Genomic DNA, 16,144 nt, shown 5'->3' on the forward strand with positions numbered 1-16,144 from the left:
CTCCAACGTCAACAACGGCGCCTACTACTTCGACCACGACCACCGGGCCACGCTGAGCCACTACTCCGCGGGGGGGCGCGGGAGCCGCGACCGCTCACGGCGGGCTCGGCGTCACGTCCGGCGCCCGGCGGTAGCGGCGTCAGGCGGCCCGGCGGGCGCTGCGCTGGGTCAGCGCCGCCCTGGTCGCCTCCACGAAGCGCCAGAACACCTCGTTGGTGCTGGCCACCCGGCGCGGGGTGGTGTTGCGCGTGAACATCGACGCGCGCAGCGCCGTGGACAGCTCGATCTGCCCGCCCCGGCGCGTGCGGGTGCGGTTGACGATGTTGTAGCGGGACGTGCCGCTGAGACCCTCGTGCCGCGCCGCGTCCACCGCGCGGAACCCGGTCTCGCGGTAGCGGGCGAGCAGGAGCCGGCGCAGCGGGGCGTCACGGCCGCCGACGAGCACCTCCGGCGTCCCACCCGCGCAGCCGTGCACGGCCAGCGCGGTCCGCGCCATGCGGAGCAGCGACAGCGCCACCGGGTCGTCGCAGTTCTCCGCGGTGACGTGCAGCTCGCCGTTGTCCGCAGGGCGCAGGCCCTCGAACAACCAGTAGGAGTGCGCGCGGCCCGCGATGGCCACGGCCAGCTCCGACGTGCCGGGCTCGATGCCCCCGCCGTGCGGGGCGATCACCACGGTGTCGGAGCCGGGGCGGTGCCGGTGGCGCCGCAGGAAGTCCACGCCCTCCAGCACGCCGGGCGCGGCGTAGAGCGCGGTGTTCGACGGGTGCACGTCAGCGGGCGACTCTGCTCGCACAGCGCGTTCCTCCCGAGAAGTCCGGATGCCGCGGCGGTGCTGCCCCGACATCATCACCTGATGCCGCCCTCCATTCTCGTCAACTTCGTCTACTGCCACCCGGTGGGGCACGCCGTGGAAGGCCTGCACCGCGCTCACGGCTACCGCGTCGCCAACCCGGACGCCGAGATCGCGCTGCTGGGCACGCTGCGCGCGGACGGCCGCACCGCGACCACGTTCACCCGCGCCGAGCTGGACGAGATCGCCGCCGCGGCGCCGCGCGTGCTCGACGCGGTTTCCCGCCTGCACGACGACGGGACCACACCCCGATCCGGTGGACGACGACGGACCCCGCTCGCCGAGCACGTCGTTCCAGCGCGTCACCGCCGACCTCGACGAGATCGTGGAGCAGGCGTCCCTCCTGCCCTGAGCGGGTCCGTCGAACGGTGGACGCGGGGTCCACCTCAGCACCGGAAGCGATCGACGATCGGCCGATCGACGTGCGTCCGCCGTCGCGGGACGGTGGAAGGAGGGCAGTTCACCACGGGGTGAGGGGGCGAGGACGTGTTCAGACTTCGCAGAGCACTGGTCGCCTGTCTGGCGGTGGCTTCGGTCGCCGTGCTGACGGGCGGGAGCACCACGGCGGCGTCACCGGGAGGAGCGGGCTCCTCCCGCGGTGACTGGCCGACCTGGCAGAAGGACCTCCTCGGGTCGCGGCACAACGCGGCCGAGCGGACCATCACCCCGCGCAACGTCGGGACGCTGAAGCTCCGGTGGGCGTTCAGCTACCCGGCCGGCACGCCGAACACGGTGGTCCGCAGCCATCCGGCGGTCGTGGGCGACACGGTCTACTTCGGCGGGCCGGACGGCAGGTTCTACGCCAACGACGCCCGCACCGGGCGGCAGAGGTGGACCTTCGACCTGAACTCGGTCGCGCCGGGCGATCGGCTCGGCGTCGTCTGGGACGGCCCGTCGGTCTCCGGCGGCAAGGTCTACTTCGGCGACCTCCGCGGCTACCTGTACGCGCTGGACCAGCGCACGGGACGCCTGGTGTGGCACACGCGGACGGACACGCACCCGGCGGCGTTCAACACCAGCTCACCGCTCGTGCACGGGGGACGCGTCTACATCGGCACGTCCAGCGGGGAGAACGTCAACGGCGCCGACTACCCGTGCTGCACCTTCCGCGGGCACGTCGACGCCTACGACGCGAACACCGGGGCACTCGTGTGGCGGCACCACACGGTGCCGGAGCCGCAGGCCGTGGGCACGTGGCCCAGCGGAGCCACCCGCTACGAGCCGTCCGGCGCCGGGGTGTGGAGCTCGCCGGTGATCGACCCCGCCGACGGCACGCTGTACGTGGGAACGGGCCAGAACTACACCGGCAGCGCGGGCGACTTCGACACCCTGCTCGCGCTGGACCCCGTCACCGGGGCCGTGAAGTGGCGCAACCAGGTCACGAAGGCCGACACGTGGCGGTCGCTGTGCAACTCGCCCGACGCCGAGGGGTACTGCCCCGGCCTGAAGGACGGCAGCGCCCTGGACTACGACATCGGCGCGACCCCGAACGTCTTCACCGCCGGTGGCCGCAAGCTCGTCGGGGTCGGGCAGAAGCTGGGCGTCTACCACGTGTTCGACGCGCGGACCGGTGAGGTCGTGTGGCGGCGGCAGCTCGGCGTCCCCCTGCCCAGCGGCGGCATCTCGGGCATCCAGTGGGGATCGAGCTACGACGGCGAGCGCCTCTACGTCGCGACCTACTACGCCGGTCCCGGCACGGTGTTCGCGGTCGACCCGCTGACCGGCGAGGTGCTGTGGGAGACGCCCAACCCGTCCGACGGCTGCACCACGGGCGGCGCGGCGGCGTTCCCCGAGCAGTGCGAGCTGGCGCACGGCGTGCCGGTGAGCAGCAGTCCGGGAGTGGTCTACGTCGGCAGCACCGACGGCAAGCTGCGGGCGTACTCGGCCAGGACCGGGCGCGTGCTGTGGACCCACGACACGGTGCAGCCGGTGATCGGCGTCAACGGGCTGCCGGGGCGTGGTGGGGCGATCGCGGGCACCGGAGGAGGCGCGGTGGTCTCGCACGGGATGGTCTACGTGCAGTCCGGGTACGCGCCGGAGTACCCCAACCCCGGCCGCGGCGCCGTGCTGCTGGCGTTCGGCCTGTAGGACGCGCGCACCCTCACCGCTCTCCGCCGAGGACGGTGAGGGTGCGCGCGTCGGCGTCGAGCTCCACGTCCACGCCCAGCGGCACGGTGAACTGGTCCGCGCAGTGCCCGAAGCCCAGCTCGCCCAGGATCGGCACGCCCAGGCCGCCGAGCCGGTCCACCAGGACCTCGGCCACCTCCGCCGGCTCGCCGCAGCCGTCCCAGGAGCCCAGCGCGATGCCGCGCACGCCGTCGAACCACCCGGCCCGCAGCAGCTGCGTCAGGATGCGGTCCAGCCGGTAGGGCTCCTCGCCCACGTCCTCCAGCAGCGCGATCGAGCCGTCGGCCGGGTGCGGTGGCGCGGTGCGGGCCCCCAGGGCGTCGGCGATCAGGCAGGCGTTGCCGCCGACGGTGGTGCCGCGCACGACACCCGGCGACACCGTCACCGCCGACGGCCGGGTCAGCACCCGCACCCGCTCGGGCTCGAACAGCGACAGCCGCAGGTGCTCCTGAGCGATCGTGCTGTCCAGGAACGGCCTGGTCGCCGTCATCGGCGCGAACAGCGTCGCCACCCCCAGCGTCGCGGTGAACCCGGCGTGCAGGGCGGTGATGTCGCTGGACCCGGTGAACACCTTCGGCCGCGCGGCGGCCATCGCCGGCCAGTCCAGCAGGTCGAGCACCCGCAGGCTGCCGTAGCCGCCCCGGACGCACACCACGGCGTCGACGTCCGGATCGCACCACGCCCGTTGCAGGTCGGCGGCGCGGTCGGCGTCGGCCCCGGCGAGGTGCCGCAGCACGGGGTGCCGGTCCAGCACGTGCGGCGCGACGTCCACCCGCAGCCCCCACGAGCGCAGCACCTCGGCACCGCGACGCAGCTCGTCCTCCGGGACCGGACCGGCCGGTGCGACGAGCACGGCCCGATCGCCCTCCCGCAGCGGCCGGGGCAGCAGCAGGCTCACGTCCGCAGCTCCAGGCGCGGGACGCCGACGGGCTCGAAGCCGAAGACCTGACCGTAGAACGACAGCTCCGCCTCCAGCGCGGCGCGGATCGTCTCCGCCCTGCGGAACCCGTGCTGCTCGCCCTCGAAGGCCAGGTAGGCGTGCGGCACCCCCGTGCCGTCGAGGCTCGCGGCGAACCGGTCGGCCTGCTCCGGCGGGCAGATCTCGTCCTCCAGGCCCTGCAGCAGCAGCACCGGACCGGCCAGCCGGTCCGCCTTGTCGATCGGGGAGCGCTCGGCGTAGCGGGCCGCGTGCTCGGGGTAGGAGCCGACCAGACCCGTCACGTACTGCGACTCGAAGTCGTGCGTCTCGCCGCCCTGAGCGGTCCACCCCACCAGGTCGAGGATCGGGAACGCGATCATGGCACCGCGGTAGGTGCCGACCGAGGTCATCGACGCCGCCGAGGTCCAGCCGCCCGCGCTGCCGCCGCGGATGCCCAGCCGGGCGCCGTCCGCGGTGCCCTCCGCGGCCAGCGCCTCGGCCACGGCGGCGCAGTCCCGCACGTCCACCACGCCCCACTGCTCGCGCAGCCGCTCCCGGAACTCCCGGCCGTAGCCGGTGGAACCGCCGTAGTTGACCGCGACGACGCCGATGCCGCGGCTGGTGAAGAACGCGATGTCGACGTCCAGCACGGGCAGCGCGCGCCCGGTCGGACCGCCGTGCACGTGCACCACGTACGGCGGCAGCTCGCCCTCGGGCGCGCGGAAGCCGGGGTTGGTCGGCGGGTAGACGTAGGCGGGCACGTCCTGGCCCTGCGGCCCGGTGAACACCCGCTCCTGCGGCACCGGCAGGTGGGCGGGGTCGGGCAGCGCGTCGGGCGTGCCGGTCAGCTCCGTCAGCTCGCCGGTGGACAGGTCCAGCCGCACCACGACGGCCTCGGTGGTCGGTCCGGCCGCGCCGCTGACCACCACGCCGTCGTGCGCCGCGAGGTTCGACTGCCACACCGGCAGGTCCACGTCGACGTCCGTCACCGTGGCGCTGCGCTCGTCGAGCACCGCGAGCCGGCCGCTGCGCAGCACGGCGTGACGGCCAGAGCCCAGCGGCGCGAACCACCGGTTCCCCAGCCGCCACATCGGACCGCCCAGCTCCTCCTCGCACGGAGCGAGGTTGGCGACCGACCCGTCCAGGCCGACGCGGAACAGGTTCCACCAGCCGTCGGGGTCGCTCAGCGCGAGCAGGTCGTGCGCGCTCTCCCACTCGACCTGGCAGACCGCCTCGGCCGGTCCACCGGCGAGCACCCGGTGCGGCCCGGCGACCCCGTCGTCGTCCAGTTCGGCCACGCACAGCTCGGTGCCGTCCCACGGCATGCGCGGGTGGTCCCAGCCGATCCACGCCACGTGCCGCCCGTCGGGGCTCGGGCGCGGGCCGGTGGTGAAGTGGTGGCTCGACGCCAGGACGCGCGGCTCGCCGCCGTCCACCGACAGCGCCACCAGGTCGCGGCGCACGTCGGTGCGCGCGTCCCCGATGATCCGCTCCCGCACGCACCACACCTCGCCGTCGCGACCGGGCACGAGGTCGGCGTAGCGGACGCCGTGGTGGCGCTCGGGCGCCGGGCTGATCGGCCGCGGCTCGGTGCCGGGGTCCTCGGGGTCGAGCAGGTACACCCGCTGGTCGTCCCAGTGCGTGAAGGCCACCCGGTCGCCGCCGGGCGTGGAGATCACGGCCCAGGGGCGCCCGCCGTACTCGTGGACGCGGTTGCGGGCGTTCCACGGCGCGGGCAGCACCTCCTGGTGCGTGCCGTCGGCGCGGGTGCGCACCAGCGCCACCCGCCCGCCCTCCGCGGGCCTGCTCTCCGCCCACCACACCTGCCCGTCGTGCAGGTCGACCCACTGCGGCCCGCCACCGGCCGCGGCGGCGTCCGCCGAGCTGATGGGGGAGGTCCACGTCCCGTACGGAGCGATCTTCACCACGTCGCGACCCTATACGCGAGCACTTCGCGGGGGGAGGTCCTGCCGCCCGTCGCGTCGTGGCATAGGGTTTGACGTGCCATGCCTCGCGTCATTCACGTCTTCCGCCAGCCCGATCGTTTCGTCGCCGGAACGGTCGGGCAGCCCGGCGACCGCGTTTTCTACCTCCAGGCCTCCGAGGAGGCCCGGCTGGTGAGCGTCGCGCTGGAGAAGCAACAGGTCGCTGTCCTCGCCGAACGCATCGGCTCGCTGCTGGAGGAGGTGCACCGCCGGTTCGGCGCGGACGTCCCCGAGGAGGTCCCCGACGACCTGCGCGACGCCGAACCCCTCCAGGTGCCGGTCGAGGAGGAGTTCAAGGTCGGCACCATGGGTCTGGGCTGGGACGCCGAGGCCAGCGCGGTGGTGATCGAGCTGCTCGCCGTGACGGAGGAGGAGGTCGACGAGGCCGTCGTCCTCGACGACACGGAGGAGGGGCCGGACGCCGTCCGCGTCTTCCTGTCGCCCGCCGAGGCCAGGGCGTTCGCGCACCGCGCCGACCAGGTCGTCAACGCGGGCCGCAAGCCGTGCCCCCTGTGCTCCGAACCCCTGGATCCGGACGGCCACATCTGCCCTCGGCAGAACGGCTACCGGCGTTCCGAGGAGAGCTGAGCCTCGCGTGCTGCCAGGTGATCCCGGTGTGCACGAGCTGCTGACCCGCGGGCGCATCGAGGTCGAGGGGCGGCTGGTCGACGCGTCCAACGCCACGCTGTTCTGCGCGATCACCCTGGACGGCGTGAGCGCGCAGTGCGTCTACAAGCCGGTCAGCGGTGAGCGGCCGCTGTGGGACTTCCCCGACGGCACGCTCGCCGGGCGCGAGGTCGCCGCCCACCTGATCTCCGCCGCGGCGGGGTTCGACGTGGTGCCCACGACGGTGCTGCGGCCCGGCCCGTTCGGGTCGGGCATGGTGCAGCTGTGGGTCGACACCCGCGAGGACGACGAGCTGGTCGACATCGTCGCCGAGGCGGACGTGCCGCAGGGCTGGCGCGCGGTGCTGCGTGCCCACGACCGCTACGGCGACCCCGCTGTGCTGGTGCACGCCGACCACCCGCGCATGCGGATGATGGCGGCGTTCGACGTGGTGGCCAACAACGCCGACCGCAAGGGCGGGCACGTGCTGCACGCCCCGGACGGCCGGGTCTTCGGCGTCGACCACGGGATCTGCCTGCACGCCGAGGACAAGCTGCGCACGGTGCTGTGGGGCTGGTCGCGCGAGGAGCTGCCGCCGGAGGCCGTGGAGGCGCTGGAGCGGCTGCGCGTGGAGCTGACCGGTGAGCTGGGCGAGACGCTGCACGACCACCTCACCCGCGCTGAGGTGCGCGCGCTGGCCGAGCGCACCGACAAGCTGCTGGCCTCCGGGCGCTACCCGGAGCCCTCGTCGGAGTGGCCAGCGATCCCGTGGCCCGCGTTCTGAAGGAGTGCCCGTGCCCCTGATCACCGTGTCGATGTTCCCCGGACGCACCGACGAGCAGAAGCGCGCCCTGGTGGAGAAGGTCACCGACGCGTTCCTGGAGACCTGCGGCGGCAACCGCGAGGGCGTGTGGGTGATGATCGACGAGGTGCCGGGCGAGCACTGGGGCGTCGGCGGCAAGCGCACGGTCGACTAGTCCGCCGCCCGCCGGCCCAGCAGGGCCAGCAGCGTGCCGGGGCTGGGCACGAGGTCCGCCCCGCGTCTGGGCGGCACCGCCCAGCGCGAGTTCCCGCGCGGTGTCCTGCTCGGTGGCAGGGCGAGCGCGTCGAGCGGGACGACGTCGACGCCGCGCGGCAGGTCGTACGCCTCGTCGGTGGCCAGGAACACGTGTTCGGCACCCAGCAGGACCACGGGGAAGTGCAGCCCCAGCCCCTCGATGCGCTGCACGAGCCGCGCCGCCGGGACGCGGTCGAGCGCGAGACCGGTGACGCGGGCCTCGGGGGTGAACAGCAGGCGCGTCCCGACGACTCCGGTGCACCATCCGTAGTCGACGCGGTACTGGGCGGAGGCGCGGCCCAGGCGGAGTCCGAAGGCCTCGTCCGTGCTGGCGATCATGACGCTCCTGGTTCGGGGGTGTACTGGAACACACGCGGCGGCCGATCGTCCGGTTCACGCCCTGTCCGGTCGTGTCATCGCCGCTGACCGGGCAGCACCGGTGATCGGCGACGTCGGCCGGGTGCTCGGGGGAGTGGCGGCACCGCCCGCGCGTCGCTCACCGGGCGGGCGGCCCCGCGCGGGTACGGTCGCTGATCGTGCGCTCCCACGACTACGGCCGCGACGTCCTGTCCACCCGCACGAAGCGGACCGTGCCCGAGGTGCCGGCCGAACCCGGCCTGGTGGTGGAGGACCCCGCGTCGGGGTTCTGCGGGGCCGTCGTGCGCTTCGAGCCGGGGCAGGTGGTGCTGGAGGACCGGCAGGGCCGTCACCGGCTGTTCCCGCTGCGCGCCGCGGGCTTCCTCCTCGACGGCGCTCCGGTGACCCTGGTCAAGCCCCCGCCCGCGCCCGCGACGGCGGCGCGCTCGGCGTCGGGGTCGGTGCGGGTGCGGGGCCTGCGGGCCCGCACCGCCCGCGACAGCCGGATCTGGGTCGAGGGCAAGCACGACGCCGAGCTGGTCGAGCGGGTGTGGGGACACGACCTGCGCGTCGAGGGCGTCGTCGTGGAGGCCCTGGACGGGGTGGACGTGCTGGCCGAGCGGGTCGCCGAGTTCGGCACCGGTCCGCGCCGCCGCCTGGGCGTGCTGGTGGACCACCTGGTCACCGGCAGCAAGGAGTCCCGCCTGGTCGCCGCCGTGCGCGACGAGAACGTGCTGGTCACCGGTCACCCCTACGTCGACGTGTGGCAGGCGGTGAAGCCCGCCGCCGTGGGCATCGCGGCGTGGCCGGAGGTCCCGCGCGGCGTGGAGTGGAAGCGCGGCGTGTGCGACGAGCTGGGCTGGGGCGAGCCGTGGGAGGGCTGGCAGCGGGTGCTGGCCGGGGTCGGCGGGTTCCGCGACCTGGAGACACCGCTGATCGGCGCGGTCGAGCGGTTGATCGACTTCGTGACCGAGCACTCGTGATCGAACCGGATCGGAAATCGCCCCGCCCCGTCCGGTCCGGGATGGGAGTATGGGAGGTATGGGCGCGGCGTTGATCTGGCTGGTGATCGGGGTGCTGCTCATCGGCGCCGAAGTCCTCTCGGGCGACTTCGTCCTGGTGATGCTGGGCGTCGCCGCGCTGTCGTCGGCGGGGGCGGCGTCGCTGGGCGCCTCACCGGTGATCACCGCCGCGGTGTTCGGCCTGGTGTCGCTGGGGCTGGTCGCCGGTGCGCGTCCGGTGCTCAAGCGGAGGCTGGAGATCGGGGTGGGGCACCGGTCCGCCCTGGAGTCGCTACCGGGCAGCAGGGCCGTCGTGGAGTCCACCGTGGACGCCCACGGTGGCAGGGTGAAGATCGGCGGCGATGTCTGGTCGGCGCGTTCGGTGGACGAGCGCGTGCTGGAACCGGGCACCGTCGTCACCGTCGTCGAGATCTCGGGCGCGACAGCAGTGGTGCTGTCGGAGGACCTGAGTGGAGGCTGAAGAGTTGACCACGCTCATCGTCGTAGCAGTCGTCGCGCTGCTGGTGCTGATCATCGCGGTGAAGGCGGTGCTGGTGATCCCCCAGGCGCAGGCCGCCGTCGTGGAGCGGCTGGGCCGCTACCGCACGACGGCGGCGCCGGGGCTGAACATCCTGGTGCCGTTCTTCGACCGGGTGCGCGCCAGGATAGACCTGCGCGAGCAGGTCGTGTCGTTCCCGCCGCAGCCGGTGATCACCGAGGACAACCTGACCGTGTCGATCGACACGGTCGTGTACTTCCAGGTGACGGACCCCCGCGCGGCGGTCTACGAGATCTCCAACTACATCATCGGCGTCGAGCAGCTCACCACCACGACGCTGCGCAACGTCGTCGGCGGCATGAGCCTGGAGCAGACCCTCACCTCGCGCGACCAGATCAACAACCAGCTGCGCGGCGTGCTGGACGAGGCCACCGGCCGCTGGGGCATCCGCGTGGCGCGGGTGGAGCTCAAGGCCATCGACCCGCCGCCGTCGATCCAGGACTCGATGGAGAAGCAGATGCGCGCGGACCGCGAGAAGCGCGCGATGATCCTGACCGCGGAGGGCCAGCGGGAGTCGGCGATCAAGTCGGCCGAGGGGCAGAAGCAGGCGTCGATCCTGTCCGCCGAGGGCGCCAAGCAGGCGGCGATCCTGGCCGCGGAGGCGGAGCGGCAGTCGCGCATCCTGCGCGCGCAGGGCGAGCGGGCGGCGCGCTACCTCCAGGCGCAGGGACAGGCCAAGGCCATCGAGAAGGTCTTCGCCGCCATCAAGGACGGCAAGCCCACGCCCGAGGTGCTGGCCTACCAGTACCTCCAGACGCTGCCGCAGATGGCGCAGGGCGACGCCAACAAGGTGTGGATGATCCCCAGCGACTTCGGCAAGGCGCTGGAGGGCTTCGCCCGTCAGCTCGGGGCCAAGGGCGACGACGGGGTGTTCCGCTACGAGCCGCCGGTCTCGGAGCCCTCGCAGGCACGTCCGGAGGACGACGACGCCTCGATCGCGGACTGGTTCGACACGGCGCCCGACCCGCACGTGGCCGAGGCGGTGCGTGCTGCCGAGGAGGTCGCTCGCAAGGAGGTGCCCAGCCCGCTGGGGACGTCGACGCCGTCGGTGCGCGCCGCCGAGCGGAGCGCCGTGCCCGCCCTGGACGCCGACCGCGCCGACGCGCCGCGCTCGCTGGAGCAGCCCGAGTCCTGATCGCCGCGTCCGCGCGCTCCTGCGACGTCGAGACTCATTCCGGTCAGTTCCTGACCTCGGTGCACGGGATCGTGGGTTCATGGCGAACACGAGCGCGCGGATGCTGCGGCTGCTGTCGTTGATGCAGACCCACCGCTACTGGCCTGGCCGGGAACTGGCCGAGCGGCTGGGGGTCAGCGAGCGGACGCTGCGCCGCGACGTCGACCGGCTGCGCGAGCTGGGCTACCCGGTGAACGCCAGCCGCGGCGTGGCGGGCGGGTACCAGTTGCAGTCGGGCGCGGCGATGCCTCCGCTGCTGCTGGACGACGAGGAGGCCGTCGCCATCGCCGTCGGCCTGCGCACGGCGGCCGGCGGCGCGGTGACGGGCATCGAGGAGACGTCCCTGCGGGCGCTGGCCAAGGTCGTGCAGGTGATGCCGCCGCGCCTGCGCCGCCGGGTGGACGCGCTGCGGGCGTTCACCGTGCCGGCGGCGCTGGCCGGGCCCACGGTGGACGCCTCGGCGCTCACCACCATCGCCCAGGCGTGCCGCGACGACGAGCGACTGCGGTTCGACTACACCGCCCACGGCGGCGAGCGCACCAGCAGACTCGTCGAACCGCACCGGCTGGTGCCGCTGGGACGGCGCTGGTACCTCGTGGCCTGGGACGCCGAACGGCACGGCTGGCGCACCTTCCGCGTCGACCGGCTCACCTCGCCGCGCGCGACCGGGGCCCGCTTCCGGCCGCGGGACCTGCCCGGCGGGGACGCGGCGCAGTACGTGCGGGAACGCCTCAGCTCGGTGCCGGGGCAGCACCGCACGGTGGTGCTGGTGCGTGCGCCCGCGCACGAGGTGACGTCGGTGGTGGGGCACTGGGGCGGTGTCGAGGAGGTGGACGAGCACTCCTGCCGGCTGGTCATGAACGTCGACGACTTCCGCTGGCCGGCCTTCGTCCTGGCCAGCATCGCCACGGACTTCGAGGTGCTGGAACCGCCGGAGTTCCGCGAGCACCTGCGCGCCACCGCCGAGCTGTTCACCCGCTGCGCCGCTCAGGCGTAGCCGGGCGGCAACCGGTCGGCCCACGGCCGGGCGCGCTCCAGGGCAGCGGCGGCCGACAGCACCGTGACCTCGTCGTGCTCGCGGCCCACGAGCTGCACCGCCAGCGGCAGCCCCTCCCGGCCGAACCCGGAGGGTACGGCGGCGGCCGGATTGCCCACGACGTTCCACAGCGGCAGGAACGTCGTGTAGCGGGCCGCGGCCAGCAGCGCCCGCACCGCGGAGGTGGGCCCCCACTGCCCGATCCGCAGCGCCGGCCGGGTCAGCGCCGGGGTGAGCAGCAGGTCGTAGCGGTCGAACACCCGCTCGGTGTGCCGGTGCAGCCGGTCGCCGTTGGCGACGGCGGCGCGCACGACCCCGGCGGGCAGGGCCCGGCCCAGCGCGGCGATCCTGCGGGTGCGCCGGTCCAGGTGCGCGGGCTCGTCGACCTCGCTCGCGCCGACGGCCGCGCTGTGCAGGTAGCGCACGGCGAAGGACACCGGTCCGGCGACGTCGTCGAAGGCGGGGTCGACCCGCACCACCTCGTGGCCGAGGTCCTCCAGCAGCCGGGCGGTGTCCAGCACGACGTCGCGGGCGTCGTCGGACACGCGTCCGCCCGGACCCCACGGGCGCAGCGACAGCGCGACGCGCAGTCGCGCCGGTTCGGTGCCGGCGGCCTCGGTGAAGCTGACGCGGGGCGGCGGGGCGGCGTGCCGGTCGCCGGGTTCGGCTCCGCGCAGCACGTCGGCGATCAGCGCCCAGTCCCGGACGTGACGGGTGATGGGACCGGCGACGACCAGGCCGTCCCAGCCCTCCGGGTCGGGGGCCAGCGACACCCGGCCGCGCTGCGGCTTGAGACCGAACACGCCGGTGCAGGCCGCCGGGATGCGGATGGAGCCCGCGCCGTCCGTGCCGACCGCGCCGCCGACCAGGCCAGCCGCCACCGCGGCGGCGGACCCGCCGCTGGAACCGCCGGGGGAGTGCCGGTGCGACCACGGGTTGCGGGTCGCTCCGGCCCAGGAGCTCTCGGTGTGGGGCCACAGGCCCAGCTCGGGCATGCGGGTGCGGCCCACGATCACCGCGCCCGCCTCGCGCAGCCGGCGCACCACGGCGGAGTCCGCCGGTGCCGGGGTGCGCACGGCGTCGGTGCCCCTGGTCGTGGGCAGCCCGGCCACGGCCAGGTCCTCCTTGACCGCGATCGGCACGCCGAGCAGGGGCGCGTCCTCCCCGCGCTCGCGGCGCAGGTCCGCCTGCTCGGCGGCTGCGACGGCCTCCGGCTCGAACACCGTCCGGAACGCGTTCAGATCGCGGTCGTGGCGGTGGATGCGGCGCAGGCACTCGCCGACGAGCGCGCGGGAGGAGATCTCCCCGGCGCGCAGCAGCTCGGCCTGGCGTGCCGCTCCGGCGAAGCAGACCTCGGTCAGATCCATTCCCGCACCCTAGTGCGGTGCGCGGGGAGCCCGTGATCGACGAGTTGACCGTTCGAGCACGGCGAGCGCCCGCCGCAGCACCACGGGTGGAGCGTTCAGGCGCTCGCGGGGCCAGGGTGCGGACGCGCGGTCCGCACCGCGCGCACGGCGAGGAACGTCAGCGGGAAGACCGGCCAGAAGAACGGCACGGGGGAGAGCACCCACGCGATCACGACCAGCAGCGCGATCAGCCCGAACAGCGCGGGACGCCGTCCCGGCCGGGCCACCGGCGGTGCCGGGGCGGGCAGGTCGGCGGTGAGCGCGGCCAGTTCGCCGCCGTGGCGAGCGGCCCAGGCCGAGACGATGCGCTCGTCGGCCTCCGCGAGGGTGAGCCTGCCCTCGCCGACGGCGGTGGACAGGGTGCTGACGACGCGCTGGCGCTCGGCGTCGGAGACGCGGACGTCGGGTGCGGACACGATGACCTCCTCGGGGTGCGCGTCCAGCCTCGCCGCGGCGCGGCCCCGCGTCGTCGGCCGGTGGGCGCGTTCCCCGGCTGCGTCGGACGACGTACGCGCTCAGGGCGTGTGCCTGCTGCGGTGCTCGGCGACGTGGACGCGGTTGGCGCAGCGGGGGGTGCAGAAGCGGCGGCGGCCGTTGCGGGAGGTGTCGACGTAGACCACGCCGCAGCCCTCGCGCCCGCAGAGGCCGATCCGGTCGCCGTCCTGGCACAGCAGGTGCGCGAGCCCGGCGGCGGTGAACGCGCGCACGCGGTCGACCACGTGCGCGTCCTCGAGCGCGTAGTGCAGGTGCGGCGGACGGCCGTCGTGCTGGGAGACGTGGGGCTGGGTGGCGGAGTCGGCGAGCAGACCGTTGACCACCCGCACCTGCTCGTCGCGGGAGGGCTCGCCGAACACCGGGCGCAGCCTGACCGCCCACCGCGCCAGCTCGGCCGCGTCCTCCTCGGACATCTCGCCCAGCGGTGCGCAGCCGTGGGCCCGCAGCACCGTCAGGACGTCGGCGGGCCCGACGGCCGGACCGGCGTTCACCAGCGCGGCCGCGAGTTCGGCCGCCGTGCCACCGTAATGGTTGAAATGCACTGAACAATTACATCACGCCGGTGGGACGGCCACCACCGGAGCTCCGTCCTGTCCCTCCTGCGGCTGGCCCGCCGACGCCGGGCCGCGGACCGCCTCGCGGCACGGCAGCGCCTCCCACCTGCGTCGGGACCCGCCCCGAGTCACCACAGCCGTGGTAGTTCGACTATCGTCTGCGATCCGTGAGCGATCAACAACTTTCTCGTGGGCGTTCGCGACGCGGTGCGCGCCGGGAACTGCTCGCGGACTCCGCCATCCGCGTCCTCGCCGACGAGGGTGGCCGCGGCCTGACCCACCGCGCGGTCGACCGGGAGGCGCAGGTGCCCGAGGGCACCGCGAAGAACTACTTCCCGACCAGGGACTCCCTGCTGGAGGCCGCCGCGCTGCGGATGACCGAGCAGCACCGGGTCGCGGTGCAGCGGCTGCGCGAGACGACCCCCGAGGACGTGACGCCCACCGAGATCAGCGAGCTGTACCCGGCGCTGCTGCGGCGCGCGGTGACCGACCAGACGCAGATCCTGGCGATGTTCGAGCTGTACCTGGAGGCCGTGCGCCGACCGGCGGTGCGCGACGCGCTGAGCGCGATGGTCGTGGCCAACGCCGAGGCCAACGCGCACCTGCACCGCGCGGCGGGCCTGGCCTCCACCGCCCGCGACGGCGGCCTGCTGGACGCCTACTACCTGGGCGTGGCGGTGTCGCTGCTCGCCCTGCGGCCCGAGGCGCTGCGCACCCTCGGGATGGACGACCCCTACGCGCTGGGCATCGGCCTGTTCTCGGCCACCGCGGCCCGGCCGGGCACCGCCGCGCAGAACGGCTCCCGCACGGCGAGCTGATCCTCTCGACCCGGCTGCACCTCGCCGCTCCGGTGGCACGCGCGGCGGGCGGTGGTCCGCGGCCCGGTCGAGCCGCGGACCACCGCGCGAGACGTCAGCGTGCGGTGTCGTGCGGCTGGACGTCCGCCCTCCCGGCGGCGTCCCTCCGGTTGGCGCGCAGGCTGGTCGCGGTGACGACGGCGAGCGTGAGGGCGATGACCAGCAGGGACAGCGGGGTGGGCACGTCGGGGACGCCCGGCCACACGCCGTGCGCCCAGTGCAGGACCAGCTTGACGCCGATGAAGGCCAGGATGATCGCGAGGCCGTGGTTGAGGTGGCGCAGCTTCGTCAGGGCGTTCTGCAGGACGAAGTAGAGCGCGCGCAGGCCGAGCAGGGCCAGGGCGTTGGTCGTGAAGACGATGTAGGGGTCCTCGGTGATGCCGTAGACGGCGGGGACGGAGTCGATCGCGAAGACGATGTCCGTGGCGAAGACGGCGACGACGACCAGCGCCAGCGGGGTCAGCGCGCGGTGGCCGTCGTGCCGGGTGAACAGGCGCGGGCCGCGGTAGTCCTCCACGACCGGCATGAAGCGGCGCAGGAACTTCACCGAGCGCATGGAGCTGATGTCGACGGACTGCTCGTGACCGCTGATCGCGTCGCGGAAGATCTTGATCGCGGTGACGACGAGGATGGCGCCGAAGAGCAGGAACGCCCAGGTGCCGGTCTGCAGGATCGCCGCGCCGAGCGCGATGAAGATCGCGCGCAGGACGAGAGCGCCGGTGATGCCGTAGAGCAGGACGCGCTGCACGAGCTCGTCCGGCACGGCGAAGGCGCTGATCAGCAGCATGAACACGAACAGGTTGTCCACCGAGAGCGACTTCTCGACGATCCAGCCGGTGAAGAACTCCACCGACTGGGTGGAGCCGTGGTCGAACCAGAGGTAGGCGCCGAACAGGACCGGCAGCGCGAGGTAGAACGCCGTCCAGGCCAGGGCCTCCTTGAGCCCGACGTGGTGCGGTTTGCGCGTCACGATGAAGTCGAGGACCAGCAGAGCGAGCAGCACCGCCACCGTGATGATCCACAGTGACGGGGTCCCGATGGTGTTCAGGGGTGCTGCGAGGTGGGTCTCGGCGGGCACGGGGGTCTCCTCAAACGGGCGTGCGTCGTCTGATGAGGTCTCCTTCACCCGCGGTGACCTGCGGGTGGCCGTCCGGGAGCTCC

Annotated in this window: 17 protein-coding genes; 9 read left to right on the forward strand and 8 right to left on the reverse strand. The window is 74.0% G+C overall.

Annotation, left to right across the window (positions count from 1 at the left end):
• Nucleotides 1–139: 139 nt before the first annotated feature.
• Nucleotides 140–793, reverse strand: a complete 654-nt coding sequence (locus IMZ35_RS23905; protein WP_307868687.1) for a poly-gamma-glutamate hydrolase family protein — start codon at nt 791–793, stop codon at nt 140–142.
• Nucleotides 794–1,336: 543 nt separating this feature from the next.
• Here IMZ35_RS23905 and IMZ35_RS23910 point away from each other — a divergent pair.
• Nucleotides 1,337–2,938 carry an outer membrane protein assembly factor BamB family protein gene (locus tag IMZ35_RS23910; RefSeq protein ID WP_307868690.1) on the forward strand — a complete coding sequence of 534 codons (1,602 nt, stop codon included), beginning with the start codon at nt 1,337–1,339 and terminating at the stop codon, nt 2,936–2,938.
• A 13-nt stretch (nt 2,939–2,951) separates the two neighbouring features.
• On the opposite strand, the gene IMZ35_RS23915 is transcribed toward IMZ35_RS23910, so the two are convergent.
• Nucleotides 2,952–3,875 (reverse strand): S66 peptidase family protein, encoded by a 924-nt coding sequence (locus IMZ35_RS23915; RefSeq protein WP_307868693.1) that lies wholly within the window; start codon nt 3,873–3,875, stop codon nt 2,952–2,954.
• A complete protein-coding gene (locus tag IMZ35_RS23920) occupies nt 3,872–5,824 on the reverse strand; it encodes a prolyl oligopeptidase family serine peptidase (protein ID WP_199443435.1) in 1,953 nt (650 codons plus the stop codon). The genes IMZ35_RS23915 and IMZ35_RS23920 overlap by 4 nt, the downstream gene beginning before the upstream one ends.
• 78 nt (nt 5,825–5,902) lie before the next feature.
• Here IMZ35_RS23920 and IMZ35_RS23925 point away from each other — a divergent pair, with 78 nt between their 5' ends.
• From IMZ35_RS23925 to thmT, 3 genes are read left to right on the forward strand one after another with little or no spacing between them, the layout of a single operon-like run.
• Entirely contained in the window at nt 5,903–6,469 is a 567-nt protein-coding gene (locus IMZ35_RS23925; protein WP_199443436.1) for a DUF3090 domain-containing protein, read from the forward strand.
• Nucleotides 6,470–6,476: 7 nt separating this feature from the next.
• Nucleotides 6,477–7,271 carry an SCO1664 family protein gene (locus IMZ35_RS23930; RefSeq protein WP_199443437.1) on the forward strand — a complete coding sequence of 265 codons (795 nt, stop codon included), beginning with the start codon at nt 6,477–6,479 and terminating at the stop codon, nt 7,269–7,271.
• A gap of 10 nt (nt 7,272–7,281) precedes the next feature.
• A complete protein-coding gene (gene thmT, locus IMZ35_RS23935; RefSeq protein WP_199443438.1) occupies nt 7,282–7,464 on the forward strand; it encodes a 2-hydroxymuconate tautomerase in 183 nt (60 codons plus the stop codon).
• On the opposite strand, the gene IMZ35_RS23940 is transcribed toward thmT, so the two are convergent.
• Nucleotides 7,461–7,883 carry a hypothetical protein gene (locus IMZ35_RS23940; protein WP_199443439.1) on the reverse strand — a complete coding sequence of 141 codons (423 nt, stop codon included), beginning with the start codon at nt 7,881–7,883 and terminating at the stop codon, nt 7,461–7,463. The genes thmT and IMZ35_RS23940 overlap by 4 nt on opposite strands.
• Before the next feature lie 197 nt (nt 7,884–8,080).
• Between IMZ35_RS23940 and IMZ35_RS23945 the strand changes: the two genes are divergently transcribed.
• The 4 genes from IMZ35_RS23945 to IMZ35_RS23960 all read left to right on the forward strand — a co-directional run bounded on the left by IMZ35_RS23945 (nt 8,081) and on the right by IMZ35_RS23960 (nt 11,632).
• Nucleotides 8,081–8,884, forward strand: coding sequence for a DUF3097 domain-containing protein (locus IMZ35_RS23945; RefSeq protein ID WP_199443440.1), 804 nt, complete (start codon nt 8,081–8,083; stop codon nt 8,882–8,884).
• A gap of 58 nt (nt 8,885–8,942) precedes the next feature.
• Nucleotides 8,943–9,383, forward strand: a complete 441-nt coding sequence (locus IMZ35_RS23950; protein WP_199443441.1) for an NfeD family protein — start codon at nt 8,943–8,945, stop codon at nt 9,381–9,383.
• A gap of 4 nt (nt 9,384–9,387) precedes the next feature.
• The gene (locus IMZ35_RS23955; RefSeq protein ID WP_199443442.1) at nt 9,388–10,596 is read left to right on the forward strand and encodes an SPFH domain-containing protein; all 1,209 of its coding nucleotides are present in this window, start codon (nt 9,388–9,390) and stop codon (nt 10,594–10,596) included.
• A gap of 79 nt (nt 10,597–10,675) precedes the next feature.
• Entirely contained in the window at nt 10,676–11,632 is a 957-nt protein-coding gene (locus IMZ35_RS23960; protein ID WP_199443443.1) for a helix-turn-helix transcriptional regulator, read from the forward strand.
• Here IMZ35_RS23960 and IMZ35_RS23965 read toward each other — a convergent pair.
• The 3 genes from IMZ35_RS23965 to IMZ35_RS23975 form a co-directional block, all read right to left on the reverse strand.
• Nucleotides 11,623–13,038, reverse strand: a complete 1,416-nt coding sequence (locus IMZ35_RS23965) for an amidase family protein (RefSeq protein ID WP_199443444.1) — start codon at nt 13,036–13,038, stop codon at nt 11,623–11,625. The genes IMZ35_RS23960 and IMZ35_RS23965 overlap by 10 nt on opposite strands.
• Before the next feature lie 95 nt (nt 13,039–13,133).
• On the reverse strand, nt 13,134–13,493 hold the full coding sequence (locus IMZ35_RS23970) for a DUF1707 SHOCT-like domain-containing protein (protein WP_199443445.1): 360 nt from the start codon (nt 13,491–13,493) through the stop codon (nt 13,134–13,136).
• A 99-nt stretch (nt 13,494–13,592) separates the two neighbouring features.
• The gene (locus IMZ35_RS23975; protein WP_199443446.1) at nt 13,593–14,114 is read right to left on the reverse strand and encodes a CGNR zinc finger domain-containing protein; all 522 of its coding nucleotides are present in this window, start codon (nt 14,112–14,114) and stop codon (nt 13,593–13,595) included.
• Nucleotides 14,115–14,293: 179 nt separating this feature from the next.
• Between IMZ35_RS23975 and IMZ35_RS23980 the strand changes: the two genes are divergently transcribed.
• A complete protein-coding gene (locus IMZ35_RS23980; RefSeq protein ID WP_199443447.1) occupies nt 14,294–14,944 on the forward strand; it encodes a TetR/AcrR family transcriptional regulator in 651 nt (216 codons plus the stop codon).
• A gap of 94 nt (nt 14,945–15,038) precedes the next feature.
• Here IMZ35_RS23980 and IMZ35_RS23985 read toward each other — a convergent pair whose 3' ends face one another.
• Nucleotides 15,039–16,061, reverse strand: a complete 1,023-nt coding sequence (locus tag IMZ35_RS23985) for a TerC/Alx family metal homeostasis membrane protein (RefSeq protein ID WP_307868696.1) — start codon at nt 16,059–16,061, stop codon at nt 15,039–15,041.
• Between the last annotated feature and the right edge of the window lie 83 nt (nt 16,062–16,144).

The sequence above is a fragment of the Umezawaea beigongshangensis genome, assembly GCF_016464305.1.
GTDB lineage: Bacteria > Actinomycetota > Actinomycetes > Mycobacteriales > Pseudonocardiaceae > Umezawaea_A > Umezawaea_A beigongshangensis.